We start from the raw sequence: 16402 nt of genomic DNA, 5'->3' as shown, positions 1-16402 counted from the left end.
AATACATCAAAAATATGTTATCAACACTGTCAAGAAAAATGCTGATGTGCCTTACAGGACTCTTTCTGGGATTCTTCCTGTTGATTCATTTCCTTGGAAATCTTCAGCTTTTTCTTCCACAAGAACAAGCGCACCTGCAGTTTAATGCTTATTCGCATTTTTTATCAGGAAATATCATTATCAAAATAGTCTCTTACGTTTTATATGCCAGTATTATTCTGCACGCAGTAGACGGACTGATGATTACTTTAAAAAATAAAAAATCAGGAGGCGGTTATCAAACGGACAGACGTGGAAGAGCTAGCAAGTGGGCTTCCAGAAATATGGGAATCCTGGGAACATTAATTCTGATTTTCCTGGTGATCCATTTCCAGAACTTCTGGTATATCTATAAATTCGGAAATCCTCCTTTGGATGAAAACGGAAATAAAGACCTCTACATTCTGGTAGTGAATGTCTTTAAAGAATGGTGGTACGTTATCATTTATGTTGTATCAATGATCGCTTTGTGCTATCACCTGATTCATGGAATACACAGCGCTGTAAGAACCCTGGGATTATATCATCCTAAGTTTGTACAATGGTTCAAAACTATCGGGATTGCGTATTCAATCATTATCTGTGTAGGTTTTGCATTGATGCCTGTGTATGTATTCTTCACTTATCATTAAAAGGAACGATCATGATTTTAGATTCAAAAATACCACAAGGCCCATTGGAACATAAATGGGAAAATTATAAAAAGAAAGCAAAACTCGTAAACCCTGCCAACCGTAAAAAACTGGATGTGATTGTTGTAGGAACAGGATTGGCGGGAAGTTCAATCGCAGCTTCTTTAGGGGAAATGGGATATAATGTAAAATCATTCTGTTTTCAGGACAGCCCGAGAAGAGCACACTCTGTGGCAGCACAGGGAGGTGTGAATGCCGCAAAAAACTATAAAAATGATGGTGACAGTGTCTACAGAATGTTTGTAGATACCTTAAAAGGAGGAGACTTCAGAGCCCGTGAAGCCAACGTATACAGAATGGCAGAATGTTCTTTGAACCTCATCGACCAGGCTGTTGCACAAGGTGTACCTTTCGGGCGGGAATATGGCGGATATCTGAACAACCGATCCTTCGGAGGAGTTCAGGTAAGCCGTACTTTCTATGCGCGAGGACAAACGGGGCAGCAGCTTCTTCTGGGAGCTTATCAGGCTTTAATGCGACAGGTTGGAAAAGGTTCCGTGCAATTATTTTCAAGACATGAAATGCTGGATCTGGTTACTGTTGATGGGAAAGCCAGAGGAATTATCGTAAGGAATTTAGACACAGGAGATATTGAAAGACATGCCGCCCACGCTGTAATATTGGCAACCGGAGGTTACGGAAAAATTTATTATCTGTCTACCCTTGCCATGGGATGTAACGGTTCTGCCATCTGGAGAGCCCATAAAAAAGGAGCTTTAATGGCTTCCCCAAGCTGGATTCAGGTACACCCTACTTCCCTTCCGCAATCCGGAGATTATCAGTCCAAACTGACTTTAATGTCTGAATCATTACGTAATGACGGCCGAATCTGGGTTCCATTAAAAGAAGGGGAAACAAGACAACCCAATGACATTCCGGAAAATGAAAGGGATTATTATCTTGAAAGAAGATATCCGGCTTTCGGAAACCTTGCTCCAAGGGATATTTCTTCCCGTGCTGCCAAGGAAAGAATTGATGCCGGTTTCGGAATCGGGCCTTTGAAAAATGCAGTATATCTTGATTTTTCCAGAGCAATACAGGAACAGGGAAAAGATAAGATTAAAGAAAAATATGGAAACTTATTCGATATGTATCTTAAAATAACAGGATATGATGCGTATAAAGAACCCATGATGATCTCTCCTTCTGCCCACTTTTCAATGGGTGGACTTTGGGTAGATTATGAACTGATGACTACTGTTCCCGGACTGTTTGCGTTGGGTGAAGCTAATTTTGCCGATCACGGAGCCAACAGATTAGGAGCCAACTCTCTTTTACAGGCGTCTGTAGACGGATATTTCATTGCGCCTTACACGATTGCCAATTATCTGGCTGATGAAATTCACACCGGAAAAATTTCACCGGATACTCCTGAATTTGAACAGGCTGAAAAGGCCGTTAAAGATCAGATCAACGATTTTATCAATATTAAAGGAACCAAAACCGTTGATTACTTCCACAAAACTTTAGGAAAGCTCCTCTATGATTATTGCGGACTGGCAAGAAATGAAGAAGGGTTGAAATACGCCATTCAGGAAATCCGAAAACTGAAACAGGAATTTTACAAAGACGTAAGGGTTTCCGGACAGGGAGATAAAATGAATACCGAACTGGAAAAAGCAGGCCGTGTAGCCGATTATTTCGAAATCGGAGAACTGATGTGCTATGATGCATTAACCCGTAACGAATCCTGCGGTGCTCACTTCAGAGAAGAATTTCAGACCCCGGACGGGGAAGCCATGAGAAATGATGCGGAATACCAATTTATTTCTGCCTGGGCCTGGAAAGGTGAAAATGGTGAACCTGAACTGATTAAGGAACCTTTAATCTTTGAAGAAATTCAGCCAACGGTAAGAAGTTACAAATAAAAACAGAAAATTATGGATTTACATCTTAAGATATGGAGACAGAAAGACAGAAAAAGTGAAGGAAAACTGGTAGGTTACGACCTGAAAGGATTGAATCCACACATGTCTTTCTTAGAAATGCTGGACACTTTAAATGAAAAACTGATTATTGAGGGTGATGAACCTGTTGAGTTTGATCATGACTGTCGTGAAGGGATCTGCGGACAATGTGGAATGATGATTAATGGTATTGCCCATGGTCCTTTGAAAAATACAACCACCTGCCAGCTTCATTTAAGATCCTTTAAAGATGGGGAAACGATTCTGATAGAGCCATTCAGAGCTGAAGCATTTCCGGTGAAGAAAGATTTAAAAGTAGACCGTTCTGCTTTTGACAGAATTATATCTTCAGGAGGTTTTGTATCTGTGAATACAGGCCAGGCTCCTGATGCCACAGCAATTCCGGTGACTCACCAGACGGCTGAGGAAGCTTTTGATTCTGCTGCGTGTATCGGATGTGGAGCGTGTGTTGCCACTTGTAAAAATGGAAGTGCAGCTTTATTTACCTCTGCAAAAATCACTCATATGGCGCTTCTTCCTCAAGGGAAAGAAGAACGAAGCAAAAGAGTGCTGGATATGGTAGCCCAAATGGATACCGAATTATTCGGGCACTGCTCCAATACAGAAGCCTGTGAAGTAGAATGTCCTCAGGGAATTTCTGTCCTGAATATTGCCAGAATGAATTTTGAATACAACAGAGCTTTGTTTTTCAGAAAGAAAAATTAATCTGAGAAAACAAAGATGATCATAAGTAAAGGACGAATTTGTAAATTCAAATTCGTCCTTTTATTTCTTATTCTATCATCGCCACTACTCTGGCGGGAGCAGCAGAACCGCCAACAATTTTAAGGGGAAATACACAGATTTTAAATCCGGATGGAGGTAGTGCGCCCAGATTTGTAAGCTGTTCGATGTGTAAATATTCTTTTTCGATGCCTACGCGGTGGCCTTCCCAGAAGAATTCAGGATCATTCATTTCTTTGGCTTTCTGAGCCATATATTTCAAGGGAAGATCCCAGCCCCACTGATCGATTCCCATTACTTTTACGCCCTGGTCAATCAGCCATTCTGTAGCTTCTTTACTCATTCCCGTTCCTTTTTCCACAAAATCCGGAGTTCCCATCATTTTATCACGATCCGTTCTGATCAGAACAATATTTCCTTCCTGAATGGTAATTCCTTTTTTATCGAGATCTTTTTTTAAATCCTCAACAGTGATAGCAACAAAATCTTCTTTATGCGTACAGTCAATCACAATTCCATCTCCGTAGCACCATTCCAGTGGAATCTGGTCTATCGTTTTAGCAGGCTTTCCTTCCACTACAGGGCCATAATGCCAGGGAGCATCAATATGTGTTGTAGCATGAAGTCCCATATTTTTGATCGTGTCATCTGCCCATCCAATCCAGTTTTTAGGAAAAAGTCTTGATGGAAGTCTTAATGCCAGACGAATGAGCCAATGTGATTTTCTATGTGCTTTATGTTTAATTTTCACCCGCATAAACCACGGATCTCCTGCATTGTATTGGATAGGTTTTGTCAGATCGACAAGTTTTGTTTTCATATGATTTAGCTAAGGAAGCAAAGATAATGAATAAGGCAAAAAAACGAATAGATATTAGCAAACGAAAAAAAGATTAGCTATTACTAATCTTTTTCTAATTCTAATGGGTTTTCGTATTTTTTGTTTTCTTCCCGTTCTTTTTGTCTTTGCCTTATCATTTCTTGACCTTGTATAATAGTTGTACCGTAACTAGCGAGTACACCGGCGACATTAGATTCTACATTCTGTTTTGCTTGTTTTAATTTTGCTTGTGTAGTTTCTGTAGCTCCAGTATATCGACTTTCCCTAATATTAACTAATTTACCTTTTAATTTAGAAGTAGGTACAGATTTTACAAGTTCAAAATCATAATCTCCTTTATCATCTGTTATTTTGACAATTAATCCAGGTAATCCGCTAAATTTCATCGGACCATAAGGAAATGGAATTTCAGGAGAATACCAAGCTATCCAATGACGACCTTTAAACTTAACTTCTGCCTTCTTACAAATAATTGTATTGATTGCTTTGGTCTCATTCATAAGCTTCCAATTCTTTATTACAGGTTCTTTATACATAAGTAATGACATGAAAGCAGAATCAAAATACTGGATATCTTCAGTTGATTGTATAATTGTAAAGTTGAAATTTGTTTTTGGAATAACTGCTTCTTTCTTATAGCTGAGCGTTATGCTTCCATCATAATTTTTTGTTGTAACCCTTGAATTTTCCATTACCGAATCTCCTTTCAATGATATAGTACTTGCAAAAAATGCACGTTTATTTCCCACTTGTAATGTGAAAAGTTCTTCATATTGATTGTCAGTTCGTTTATCGAACTTAGCTCTTAATCGATACGTGAACTCACCTCTTAAGCTATCTTCTTTGTATGATTGGGTATAATATAGGACACTGTATAAGAATATTAAAACCTGAAATATTTTTTTATGGTAATTCATGAGAGGTATGATTAATCTATAAATACGCATATAGCAGAATGACTCCACTATGAGTGCTCAATTTATTTTATGCTAAATGTTGAGCATCAGACCCAGAATAAGTAGGAGTTTTACAGTAATTTTTTTCAATTTCATCAACCCAAGCATTTGCCTGTTCAGCGGTCCAATCTTGAGTAGTCGTTGCTGTAAAACCACATTTGATAATTGCAATCCAAACCTCACCTCCTTTTACAGTTTTAAGATCTTCACGAGTCAATTTTTTTAATTGTTTCATAAAATATGTTTTTTTAATTGAGTCTCAAATATATACAAATAACTCACATCTGAAGGATATTTTTTGTTATGTTAAGTAGTTGTTTATCTGTTAAAAAAATATTTTTTGCTTGAAAATTTCTGTATAAAATTGAATTGATTTTTATCCTGTTACTTAAACAAAATGCATTTATTAAAAAAATGCATTTGGAGATTTTTTTATATGTTAAATAGTCAATGTCAAACAGAAACTTTACATCTAAAGTCTGAAAATATGTATTTGTTCTGATGTATTATTATCAGATTTAGCGTTTTTGCTTTTTGCTGTTTTGTCTTTTACTCTCTACAACCCTCTGGGAATCATAATCTTCTTCGGATCATTCTCATCATACATGATCTCAATAGTTCCTTGTTGAGGAATGGAAGAAAGCTTTAAAAGACTCACAATTTTCTTATAAACAGCAATATGTTCAGTCCCTCTGAAATCTTTAAAACTTACCTGAAACATGATTTGTGGCTGATCGTTCACTGTAAGGCCTGTCTGGCTTACACTGATAATATTGGCTTCAGCATTTCTTCCTGAAAAAAGAATACGTTCTTCTTTTGTATTTTTTAAAAACTTCCCGAAAATAAGCTGAAAAACCAGGACATAAATAATGGTCATCACCCCGCTGAAAATAATCGGGTGCATGAATGTCAGAAACCTCCAGCCGAAATCAAAAGATTCTCTCCAATAGAAATAAGAGTATAAGCCAATAACATAAGCAATCAATAATACAAGAAATACGATTCGTAAAATCATTCCTGATGTATTGAATCCTACTTTCTGATCACTTAAAATAAAATAGGGTTCCTGTGATACCTTAGGATTCAGCAGTACCTTGATTTTGTTTCCTACATCAAATCTTCTCTCCTGCGGTCTGGAATCATGAAACATCATTGTATGTTCTATCACCGTATTGCTGAGATTGGGAAATGAAAGCCCGACCTGAATGAGATTCATGTTTTTTTTAGGAATGTATTTGAGGAGTTTATAATCAATGATTCCCGCTTCTCTTGGAATTCCGTTCTGTACAATGGACCGGATCGTATTTTTCTCTTTAAAAGTTGTAATGAAAAGCTTGTTGATAAAGAAAATAATCACATATCCCCATATTAACAAAGAAAAACCGAGATACCCATAGCTCACCGCTAATGAATTTCTCGGTTCTGTTGCCAGCTCCTCCGTCATCATGTAAATGAAAATTGGAAAAGGAACATAGAAAAAGAAGAGAAAAGCTCCCCAGAAAATGATCATCAATTTCATAGCTGTTATTTTGTAATCAGCAATAAAGTTATGATATTATTATGGAACCGGAGACTTCTTTTTATACCTCTTTTTCGAAATAAAGTCTGTAATATTTTCCTTTATCATCCTCACCCATTTCAATTTTCTGTCGGTCTCCGTGGATGTAGATATGGAAGTTTTTATCTAATTTAATAATACTTTTAAAGTGTCTCTGAGTCTTTTTTACCGCCGCTTCACTGATCGGGAACTCTTCAGCAATATTCACCTGCATGTCCTGTTCGTAGTCTGTTTTAAAGTTCACGAAACTTTCAATCACATGCTCATCTCCCAAGACTTCACTGGCAAATTCATCCAGCTTAAATTCTTCTTTTTCCTTAAAGAAATTGATCGACTTATTCAGGAAATCTGCCTGGTCTGCTTTGGAAACTTCAAATTCCTGAGGAAGTTGTTTGGTGATATAATCTTTATACACCATCAGGGCTTCCTGCGTGTGGAAATATTCGTCATCACGCTGTTTTACTTTCAGGAAATCTTCGAACCAGTAGTACATATCCCCGTTTTTGTTGTTATCAACTACAGAAAGTACATATCCTGTTTCTTTATTGTTGTTGTAGATCAAAGCAGCCTTATCAATTTTAGACAAACCTATTCCCTGATCTTTTTCAATATCAAATGTCTCTTCAGCAGGATTGATTTTCAGGAAAGATTCTCTCTTCTCCGTTTTAAAAATCCCGATTTTATCCACTCTGTCCGGACGGTCGCTTTCATCTTCGAAAAGTACGATGAAAAGCTCTCCACTCTGAACTCTCGGGTTCTCAGCAGCCTCGAAAAGATGTTTGGCAATATTCTCAGATTCCCAGATAAACTTGGATTTATCATCAAAAATTTCAGATACGGCACTGTAAACCGGATTATTCACCAGATAAGTGTCACTGTAAAAATGGAAGGTTTCTTCCGATTTAAAAGAACCTAAAAAGTAGTCTTCAAGCATTTCTGCCATTCCTTCTTCCAACTTCAACTCCTCCTGGGAAAGTGTCAGCGAATCTCCGTTGATCTTATTTCCGACTCTGTGTACTATTATTTTTGAAAACATTTTCTGAATATTTGGACTGCAAAGATATTCATTCTTATTCTTTCTGCGAAACTTAAAAAATGTCATTTTATAACACTCTCTTTTAACCACCCCGTCAAAAATTCTTTGAATTTTCGCCCCCCTCCAAAGGATGGGAATTATCAGTCCTCAGATTAGTAATAAGGTGTGATAGCAGCAATTTTTGTCTTTTTATTTTTTCCAAATTGATAAGAACCTTATCATTTTGACAAGCTTTTCTGTTTAAAAAACTTAATCATAAAATCACAACACATTATATATCAACACTTTAATCATATTCCATTTTCATCGGAATACCATTGGCATCATGATTTGAAAACATAGAAAAATGGACTTAAAGACTTTAAACAGACTCGACAAGCTCAGAAGGTTAAAAAGCAAAGGACCTGCAACTCCGAAATGGCTTAAACCCTATCATATGCTCTTTTTTGCTTTTTTAACCATTTTCATTTTTGGTGCCTTCATCAAAATGCTAGAACACTATCACCATTAAAATATAATACGATGAACTATTTACAAGCCGTAAAGGAAATCACCGACGTGGTTCCCGACTTTGAAAAAGATGTACAGGAAATCAAAATTCAAAACTCATACAGCATTATCCGCACTTTTACGGAACGTATTAAAAATATGATCCGACAGAATGACAGAAATCTGCTGTTCAGGAGTTTACAGAAAATGGACAAAATTTACACTGACGGAGATACAGTATTAAAGAATGCAATTGAGACAACCTTTATCTATTCTCTGGACAATTGTACTGCTTTCTGCACTGAGGAATACAGAAAAGTGATTTTTAGTCACATTTCTGCCAACCTTCAGAAAGTATATTCAAGACAAATTTACACTCACGGCATATAACCGTTTTGTTACATTTTTTATCCGTTTCATTACAAAGTGTTTAAATTAAACAAAAATAAAAATAACTCACAATCAATAGATTATGAAAAATAAAATCAGAAGAATTTCAGACTGGAAAACCTGGAAAACCACTACTAACAGGCACAATGCAGAAATATTACTCACTCACATCGCTGTGATCGTCGGAGTATTTATTTTTGCTGCCTGTCTTTAAATTTTGGTATACATTTCGCTGCAATATAAAGTGTTTGAAAAATTCTTAATTATGATGAAAGTACAAATGCAAACTATTAATCAAAAAATAGCTGTTGAATACTTAAAATTTTTCTATCCGCCACTTCGCAATGAAATCACCCAGCTGTCTGTACAGGACAATTTCGCAGGGATCATGCAGGCTACCGTGAATTATCTGAAGCACCTGCTGCAGGAATCGAAGATCAATATCATTGCCCATCACATCAAGTTGATGGACTGGATCTACAGAAACGGGAATTCTTATGTAAGAACCATGATTGAAAACCTGTTTGTAAGATCTTTCGAAAGCTTCAAGAAACACGCAAAGATCCAACATTGGAAACTTCTTTACCAATATATGCCTGTCAGCTTCCAGATCATTTATAATGAACAACAGAAGCAGGATCAGATATATTTTGGGAAATAAATTAAGTCAAAAAGCGAAAAGGTAAATACGCGTTTACCTTTTCGCCTTTTCATTCCTGATCGATATAACTCCCACTCTAATATGTTTCACAAATAGGTGTGAAACTTCTTTTTATAAAATATACCATGAAATACTCTTTTTATGCCCTGATAATGGCATTGTCATTAATATCGTGTGAAAACAACGACAATATAATTGATGATCCGAGACCTGTTGATAAAAATGTTTACTCGTTTCAATTTAAAAGTTATACTGTAAAAAATACGGTTTTGTACAAAGGATCAAAAGGAGAAAAATCTACTCCGGATGAATCTTACCTTACCGATTACTGGAGCCTATACCAGGAACCTGCATGGGAAAAAATAAATCTTGATCTTAAAAACAAAACGATCAGGTTATTCTCAGAAACCTCATCTACAGATTTTGCTTACAGTTTTACCATCGCGAATGATTCTGTACTGATCAAAGAGAACAACAATAATAAACCAACTTACATTGGTGATTTCCATAAAGACACTTCTTCATTCACCTTAAAAAGAACGTACAGATACGTTAAATTACCAAAAGTTCTCATTTTGGAACAACTCAATACGAAAATATTTTCGGTAATATATTCTCCAAACCTTCTGAAATGATCAAAACAGGAGATCAGGTTTTATGGAGCAATATTGAATATTCTTATAAATAATTGTAGCTACATTTTTATTTTTTAATTATTAACTCAGAAACCAACTTCCCGTCCTGCAAGATCCGGAAGGTTTTCGTTGAGAAATATACTGTAATAATATATCTTCAGTTATTTTATTAACTTTAGATATTATTTATAAATAATGAAGAATAAATATTTTTATGGATTTTTAATCACTTTTATTTACACAGGATATAATGCCCAGGTTTCTGATACAGTAAAAAAACTGGCACAGCCTTTAAGTACTCTTTCTTATGCTGAGTCCTCCCATATTGGTTATGGAGGTGAAGAAAGTAAGATTTATAATCAATTTAAAAAAATTGCTAAAACAGCAAGTAATGATGAGCTCTATTACTATGCGATGAATGGCAGCAATGCGTTAAGGGTTTATTCCGCCAAGGAGCTATTTAAAAGAAATGATAAAAGATTCTTAGATATCTATACTTTCTATTATAACAATCCTTTAATGATGAAATATACTTTGGGATGTGTCGGAGAAAATAAAAATATTTCAGAATTTTTAAAAGATGAAGTATACTCTGCCCAGGATTATATTTCGTTGCGGGATCATTTATTGAAAAATAAAGATAAGCAAGATGAAATATCAAAATTACAATTAAGCCAAATCAGAGACCATGGCTATGGCAAGCTTACAGAAGAAAATGTCAATTCAGTTAAAAAGCATTTAGAAGAAATTGATAATAAAAAATCAAACTAAAACTTATCTGTTCAATATAATGGGCAAAACCAAAAGTATAAAAAATATTACTATACCCGCCGAATTTTTATTGGATAATAGTTTTATTTCAAAGAGTATTTAAAGGAGCTTTAAACAAGACTTAAAATCTTTTTAATATCCTTACGGTTTTCCATATTTGGTGATTAAAAAAATAATTTTATATTTAAATTGTTAAATATTTAAAAAACATAATTATGAAAAAAGTATTATTACTTTCAGCATTTATGGTTGCTGGACTTGTTTGTGCTAAAGAAAGCACTTCTAACAAATTAGAGTCAAAAAAGGAAAAACAGCAAATTGCAGCCTTTACAAGGTATTTGGTGACTATCAAAACTATTTGTGGAACTACTTATCAAACAGTTTTTGATTCTGAATTTGATTCAAGTGATTGCCTTTACAACGAATGGGAAATGTATAACAATCAAGATTGTGGACATTCCAGTTATGAAAATCCAATGACGTAATGAAAAAAATAATAGGCTGTCTTTTAACAGCCTATTTAATTATAATATTTTGAGTACCTATGAAACCACTTTTTAGAATTTTTTTGTTATTTCTTTGTTTTAACTATGTGAAAGGTCAAGAAAAAAAAGATTATTCGGAAATCGAAGTAAAGTATAAATATAATTTTGTACAAGATACTTTGGATAAATTATCTACAATTAATGAGCCTATGGTATTACTCACTAATGGCAAAAAATCTATATATTATAGTGAAAATTATAAGGCTGCAGTGGATGGTTTTGGGAAAAAACTGGAAGACGCAATGAAGACCGGAAATATTGTTGATCCCGGCTCTCTTCCGAAATCTAAGGTAAAGCATAATGTATATAAGGATGAAAACAAAACCTATATATCAAATTATTTAGGGAGAAATTATTACACCTATGAGAGTCCTGATAAACTTGACTGGCAAATTGATAATAAAAGCACTTCTACTATTGGCGGCTATAAATGTAATAAAGCAGTTGTAAGTGTAGGAGGAAAAAAGTTTATAGCTTGGTTTACTTATGATATTCCAATAAGTGATGGTCCATACAAATTTAGAGGACTTCCTGGATTAATATTAAAGATCAATGAGTTGAATAATTATATAGGTTTTGAACTTATATCAATAAATAAAACGAGTTTACCCATTGAGCAAAAAAAAGGGTTAATTGTATCCAAAGATCAATTTATTACAAAGAGAAAAGAATATATGAATGACCCGTATCAAGGTAAAATTAATAACCCGGAGTATAGAAAAATGATTGAGGACAATAAAAGGAAGTATAACAATTCTTTAGAATAAAAAAAATAAAACACCTGAATTTACAGGTGTTTTATTTTTTACTCATTATTTCTATACATCATTATATCATTATAGCTAGCATTATGAGTGAGCTGTATACCTATAATTACAGTTGTAGCTTCATCAAAAGGATTTCTACAATATCCGTTTTGTTCCATCCAGTTACATCAATTTGATATTCACCTTTTAACAGATCTGAAATGATTAAAATAAGAAAATACTCCAACCATGCAGGATATCCTGAACCGCGACGGGTCATCAGATACACCTTATTCTGGTGCCAGTCCGGAAATGCAGAAATTCTGATTGACGAAAATATTTTTATGATGAAAACCGGTCAGGTTGTAACCATTACTTCAGGACAATTCCATCAGTTAAAATCAGTGGAAGGAGAATTGACTGCATTGGAATTTACGCTGGATTTTTTCTGTAAAAGTGATAGTGATATTGAACTTATCTTCCACAATGGTCTCTTCTGTCATTTTGGAATGAATGAAATGATCACTGTACAGCACCCTGAATTTTTCTCTGAAACATTGAACACTATTGAAAAAGAAATTCAGCAACAGCCTTACCAGTATCTGATCTCTACACATTCTCTGGTGGAATTGCTTCTGGTAGAAATCAACCGCAGTAAAATTGCCCACGGCGATGAAATATGGAAACCCGATGCTTTATTTTTAAAGTTCCTTGAAACTGTAAGGGCAAATTTTAAAAATAATTATCAGGTCTCTCATTTTGCTGATCTTCTCGGAACCACTGAAGCCAAACTGAATGAGGTTTCAAAACTTCATACCAACAAAACGGCCCAGAATGTGATCTACAGCCTCATTATTTCTGAAGCTAAGAGACTTTTATTATATGAAAAGCTGACTGTAAAGGAAATTGCCTACCAACTTGGCTTCAATGATCCTTTCTATTTTTCAAATTTCTTTAAAAAACATACTTCACAGTCTCCCAAAGAGTATCAGAAAGTGGTAAAGGAAATTTAAAAACTTTCAGCTTCCTTCTTCAATATTACATGCTTTTCCCGGAATTGTCTATTCTTTAGGCGGCGGCTTTCGCTGAACTTTGTACTGTAATTAAAACCTAAAAATTATACGTATGAAAACGCAACAGGATACCGCCGTTTTTTTATTAAGAATTGCTCTGGCTGCCGGATTTTTATCAGCAGTAGCAAGCAGGCTGAATCTTTGGGGGGCTCAATCTTCAGGCTGGAAAAATTTTGTTCATTATACCGCTGAAACCAATTCATTTTTACCACCATCGTGGGCACCTTCTATTGCCCTATTTTCAACGGCAGCTGAAGTTTCAATAGGCTTTATGCTTCTTCTGGGTTTTCAGATAAAAAGAACAGCAAGGTACGCCTCTGTGCTCACTTTATTTTTTGCCATAGCCATGAGCATTTCTTTTGGAATTAAAGAACCTCTGGACTATTCAGTCTTCGCATTCAGTGCAGGGGCATTTCTTCTGAGTACATTTTCCCATTATAAATGGAGTTTTGATCATTTCTTACATCAATAACAATTAAAATTTATATTACATGAACACCAACATCCACGATTACATCGTAAAAACAGAACAGAAAGAATGGCAGCCTTTAATTGAAAAAGGAATTCATTATCAAGGTATTTTTGTAAAATCCTTAAAATTTGATCCTGAAAAAAAACGTTCTACCAGTATTCTTTTAAAATTTGAACCAGGAGCCAGCTATCCTTATCATAACCATCCTGCAGGAGAGGAATTATTTATACTGGAAGGTGATGCAACTATTGCAGGAGCCCGGCTTGAAAAAGGAGATTATCTATATACTCCGCCTGATTTCAAACATTCCGTGAAATCTGAACATGGCTGTACCATTCTTTTTGTTGTACCGGAAGAAGTGGAAATTCTTAGCTGATTACAAAACAAAACCACGGTAATTTTTACCGTGGTTTTTATGAATTTTAAAGAGGATGGAATTATTATTTTAAAACTGTTTCATCAGGTGATATCAGTATGAAGTCAATTAACGTTTTTTTCTTTCTTATGACATCCACCATAGTCTGTACTGAAAAAGTGAGAATAATATACAACGGGATCAGCATACACACGTATCCAATTTCATGTTGCCGATATCCGAAAATTCCTTTTCCCCACGAGATTAATATCCATTGAATCATGTACATTGAGGTCAGGTTTTTACTGCAATATTTGAGAACACGTATAAAACCATTTTCTTTGGCGTTTGCCATAAACGTATTAATCAGCCATAAAAACAGTAGTGTCCAGCCTGCAAAATAAAGAACACCTCCGGGGCCCATATGATAAAAACCATTGTAATGATAATCACCATACAGAAAGACCAGCGGTGCTCCTATGGCAATAAATAACAGTCCGGCATACAGCATATTTCTAAATATCTGTTGGGTATTGTAGTTCAGCTCCTGAAACCATTTCCCGAAAAACATTCCGATGATGATAAAGGCCATCCATGGAAAAACAGGGAAATAGACATATGCCGGATAATCGGTATTGAAAAGGAGATCCAGAACATAATTGATCACAGGATAATCCAGGTTAATTCCGCTTACTTCCCTGGATACCAGCGCAACGAATAAACCTATTGCCAGAATGATATATTTATTTTTCACATACGCCCTGATAAATCCAACAAATAATAAAGACATCCCAGCCAGCTGTAAAATATCACCCAGCTGTACCAGATATACATACTGCTGTTCTATAGGTGCGCCCCAGCCATATTTTTGGATAAAATTATCGGGAGCAAAATTAAAAATGACAGGAATCATAAACTTCATAAAGTTCATGAACAACCCTGCAAATATTAGTAAAGCACCCCGTTTTAAAGCACTTTTAAGACTTTGATGACTGGAAGTCATGAAAGTAATTCCCATACAGATCAGGAAAATAGAAGTTCCCCTTCCAAGAAAAACAATAAAACTGCCGACAGCTGTTTCATATTGTGATTTTACATTGGCATACACCAATAAGGTATGTATAATGATCATTCCGATGACACTTATACCTTTTATTACATCCAGAGTAAGGATTCTTTTGTTTTGTAGTTTCATAGTTTTTAATGAAAATGTGGATTAGATGGACAAAATTGTATTCATTAATGATTTCTTTAAATTATATTTTTATTTATTCTAAATAAAACCAAATATACAAATTAAAACCATTCCTCATAATTCATGAATCAATTTTCATAAAATAGTAATACTTAAACATTTACTCCAGTATAATTACAATAATATTTTCAACACTCAAGTATGTAATTTTCCTTGAATCGTCAGACAATGAAAGTTTAATATTCTATGTCTTTAAATAAAAAACTCTTCCAGCAGGAAGAGTTTTTATCATATCTAAACTTATAGCTTTAAATCATAGCAAATGATCTTTTAGAAATCATAGCCCCGAACCAAGCATTTTTATCCAGATAGGTTGATACACAGGATTTTTAATTCCTTCCACATGATAGGGATTAGGAGGAGTACGCATATTTGTGTTTTGAACAATAGGCTGATCTAATGCAAAAACATTCTCTGCTGGGATATGGAGTGTTTTACAAATTTCCGCTAGCTCTGTTGAAGCAACCTCTTTTACATGATAAGTTGCAAAAACATTTTGAGGTGATGTTACTAATTTTTGGGAGTACCACCCTGCGATTTTTTTCGTTTTGGAATTACTGTAATCCCACCCCCCTGAAAAGCTGATGATCCTGGCTACAGACTCATGCTGGGCAATAAATTCAGCCATTCCTCCCCCCTGAGACTGACCGGCTATAGCGATTTTGCTCCAGACAGGTTTACCTGTGTTGTGATCAAGATACTGAGACCATACACCCTCTTTATCATTTTTTGACAAATACTGTAAAAGTTTTGTCAGGCGAGGTATTATGGCATCCTGATACTGATCCGGAATAGGCAGGAAAGTATTATCACCATAAATACGTTTTCTACGGAATTCTGCAGCACAGTCAATATTTTGATTCAAATAATCTCCTTTACACACCTGCGAAACTCCAGGGGTACTTATAAAAGAAAGTGCTATAACCCTATATCCCTGCTCCAATGCTGTTTTTAAAAAACTTTGGGGAACATGAACAGTTGATCCTTTAGTCCCTGTGAGCCATAGCAGTACTTTATTATTCTTAATGGCCTTATCATAAAATACAATATGTGCACTGTCCCAGTTCTTTACCGAAGGATCAGCTTCACTGGGTTTCACCTGAATCTTTTTATATCCGGAAAAATCAATAGCAGGATTTACCTTTTGTGCTTTCAGATTTGCGGACAAACTTGCCAAAAATAACACAATAAACAGTATCATGGTGGATAATGAGGTCTTTTTTTCCATAGTATTTAA

Annotated in this window: 20 protein-coding genes; 13 read left to right on the top strand and 7 right to left on the bottom strand. The window is 35.2% G+C overall.

Annotation, left to right across the window (positions count from 1 at the left end):
* Positions 1-14 precede the first annotated feature (14 nt).
* The 3 genes from ACLI50_RS08725 to ACLI50_RS08715 are packed head-to-tail and all read left to right on the top strand — an operon-like array spanning position 15 to position 3364.
* Positions 15-671: a succinate dehydrogenase cytochrome b subunit gene (locus ACLI50_RS08725; protein ID WP_062674167.1), complete on the top strand. Its 657-nt coding sequence runs from the start codon at positions 15-17 to the stop codon at positions 669-671.
* 11 nt (positions 672-682) lie between these two features.
* Positions 683-2599 carry a fumarate reductase/succinate dehydrogenase flavoprotein subunit gene (locus ACLI50_RS08720; protein WP_411413579.1) on the top strand — a complete coding sequence of 639 codons (1917 nt, stop codon included), beginning with the start codon at positions 683-685 and terminating at the stop codon, positions 2597-2599.
* Positions 2600-2611: 12 nt separating this feature from the next.
* Positions 2612-3364, top strand: a complete 753-nt coding sequence (locus ACLI50_RS08715) for a succinate dehydrogenase/fumarate reductase iron-sulfur subunit (protein WP_202838838.1) — start codon at positions 2612-2614, stop codon at positions 3362-3364.
* Between the two features lie 67 nt (positions 3365-3431).
* Here ACLI50_RS08715 and ACLI50_RS08710 read toward each other — a convergent pair whose 3' ends face one another.
* The 5 genes from ACLI50_RS08710 to ACLI50_RS08690 all read right to left on the bottom strand — a co-directional run bounded on the left by ACLI50_RS08710 (position 3432) and on the right by ACLI50_RS08690 (position 7773).
* Positions 3432-4202, bottom strand: a complete 771-nt coding sequence (locus tag ACLI50_RS08710) for a cyclase family protein (protein ID WP_411413578.1) — start codon at positions 4200-4202, stop codon at positions 3432-3434.
* 83 nt (positions 4203-4285) lie between these two features.
* Complete coding sequence (locus tag ACLI50_RS08705; protein ID WP_411413577.1) at positions 4286-5140, bottom strand: GLPGLI family protein; 855 nt, start codon at positions 5138-5140, stop codon at positions 4286-4288.
* A gap of 67 nt (positions 5141-5207) precedes the next feature.
* On the bottom strand, positions 5208-5414 hold the full coding sequence (locus tag ACLI50_RS08700) for a bacteriocin-like protein (RefSeq protein ID WP_411413576.1): 207 nt from the start codon (positions 5412-5414) through the stop codon (positions 5208-5210).
* 321 nt (positions 5415-5735) lie between these two features.
* Positions 5736-6698 carry a hypothetical protein gene (locus ACLI50_RS08695; protein ID WP_411413575.1) on the bottom strand — a complete coding sequence of 321 codons (963 nt, stop codon included), beginning with the start codon at positions 6696-6698 and terminating at the stop codon, positions 5736-5738.
* A gap of 61 nt (positions 6699-6759) precedes the next feature.
* On the bottom strand, positions 6760-7773 hold the full coding sequence (locus ACLI50_RS08690) for a nucleoid-associated protein (RefSeq protein ID WP_137905808.1): 1014 nt from the start codon (positions 7771-7773) through the stop codon (positions 6760-6762).
* Positions 7774-8295: 522 nt separating this feature from the next.
* Between ACLI50_RS08690 and ACLI50_RS08685 the strand changes: the two genes are divergently transcribed.
* The 10 genes from ACLI50_RS08685 to ACLI50_RS08640 all read left to right on the top strand — a co-directional run bounded on the left by ACLI50_RS08685 (position 8296) and on the right by ACLI50_RS08640 (position 13931).
* On the top strand, positions 8296-8652 hold the full coding sequence (locus ACLI50_RS08685) for a DUF7674 family protein (protein WP_202838833.1): 357 nt from the start codon (positions 8296-8298) through the stop codon (positions 8650-8652).
* An 82-nt stretch (positions 8653-8734) separates the two neighbouring features.
* The gene (locus tag ACLI50_RS08680) at positions 8735-8866 is read left to right on the top strand and encodes a hypothetical protein (RefSeq protein ID WP_262486817.1); all 132 of its coding nucleotides are present in this window, start codon (positions 8735-8737) and stop codon (positions 8864-8866) included.
* Positions 8867-8917: 51 nt separating this feature from the next.
* Positions 8918-9313 (top strand): DUF7674 family protein, encoded by a 396-nt coding sequence (locus tag ACLI50_RS08675; protein ID WP_110011329.1) that lies wholly within the window; start codon positions 8918-8920, stop codon positions 9311-9313.
* 125 nt (positions 9314-9438) lie between these two features.
* Positions 9439-9948, top strand: coding sequence for a hypothetical protein (locus ACLI50_RS08670; RefSeq protein ID WP_411413574.1), 510 nt, complete (start codon positions 9439-9441; stop codon positions 9946-9948).
* Positions 9949-10143: 195 nt separating this feature from the next.
* The gene (locus tag ACLI50_RS08665; protein ID WP_202838831.1) at positions 10144-10719 is read left to right on the top strand and encodes a hypothetical protein; all 576 of its coding nucleotides are present in this window, start codon (positions 10144-10146) and stop codon (positions 10717-10719) included.
* Between the two features lie 215 nt (positions 10720-10934).
* A complete protein-coding gene (locus ACLI50_RS08660; RefSeq protein WP_114822606.1) occupies positions 10935-11204 on the top strand; it encodes a hypothetical protein in 270 nt (89 codons plus the stop codon).
* A gap of 59 nt (positions 11205-11263) precedes the next feature.
* Positions 11264-12031, top strand: a complete 768-nt coding sequence (locus ACLI50_RS08655) for a GLPGLI family protein (RefSeq protein ID WP_202838830.1) — start codon at positions 11264-11266, stop codon at positions 12029-12031.
* 200 nt (positions 12032-12231) lie between these two features.
* Positions 12232-13023, top strand: coding sequence for a helix-turn-helix domain-containing protein (locus ACLI50_RS08650; protein WP_202838829.1), 792 nt, complete (start codon positions 12232-12234; stop codon positions 13021-13023).
* A 112-nt stretch (positions 13024-13135) separates the two neighbouring features.
* Entirely contained in the window at positions 13136-13555 is a 420-nt protein-coding gene (locus ACLI50_RS08645) for a DoxX protein (RefSeq protein ID WP_202838828.1), read from the top strand.
* Between the two features lie 19 nt (positions 13556-13574).
* Positions 13575-13931, top strand: a complete 357-nt coding sequence (locus ACLI50_RS08640; protein ID WP_202838827.1) for a cupin domain-containing protein — start codon at positions 13575-13577, stop codon at positions 13929-13931.
* 64 nt (positions 13932-13995) lie between these two features.
* On the opposite strand, the gene ACLI50_RS08635 is transcribed toward ACLI50_RS08640, so the two are convergent.
* Positions 13996-15105 (bottom strand): heparan-alpha-glucosaminide N-acetyltransferase domain-containing protein, encoded by a 1110-nt coding sequence (locus ACLI50_RS08635; RefSeq protein WP_202838826.1) that lies wholly within the window; start codon positions 15103-15105, stop codon positions 13996-13998.
* Between the two features lie 337 nt (positions 15106-15442).
* Positions 15443-16393, bottom strand: a complete 951-nt coding sequence (locus ACLI50_RS08630; protein WP_411413573.1) for a BPSS1187 family protein — start codon at positions 16391-16393, stop codon at positions 15443-15445.
* Positions 16394-16402 lie beyond the last annotated feature (9 nt).

The sequence above is a fragment of the Chryseobacterium cupriresistens genome, from assembly GCF_046614675.1.
In the GTDB taxonomy this organism is placed as follows: Bacteria; Bacteroidota; Bacteroidia; order Flavobacteriales; family Weeksellaceae; genus Chryseobacterium; species Chryseobacterium cupriresistens.
Note: the sequence above shows the minus strand (reverse complement) of the source record. Positions and strands in the feature narration are given on the sequence as shown.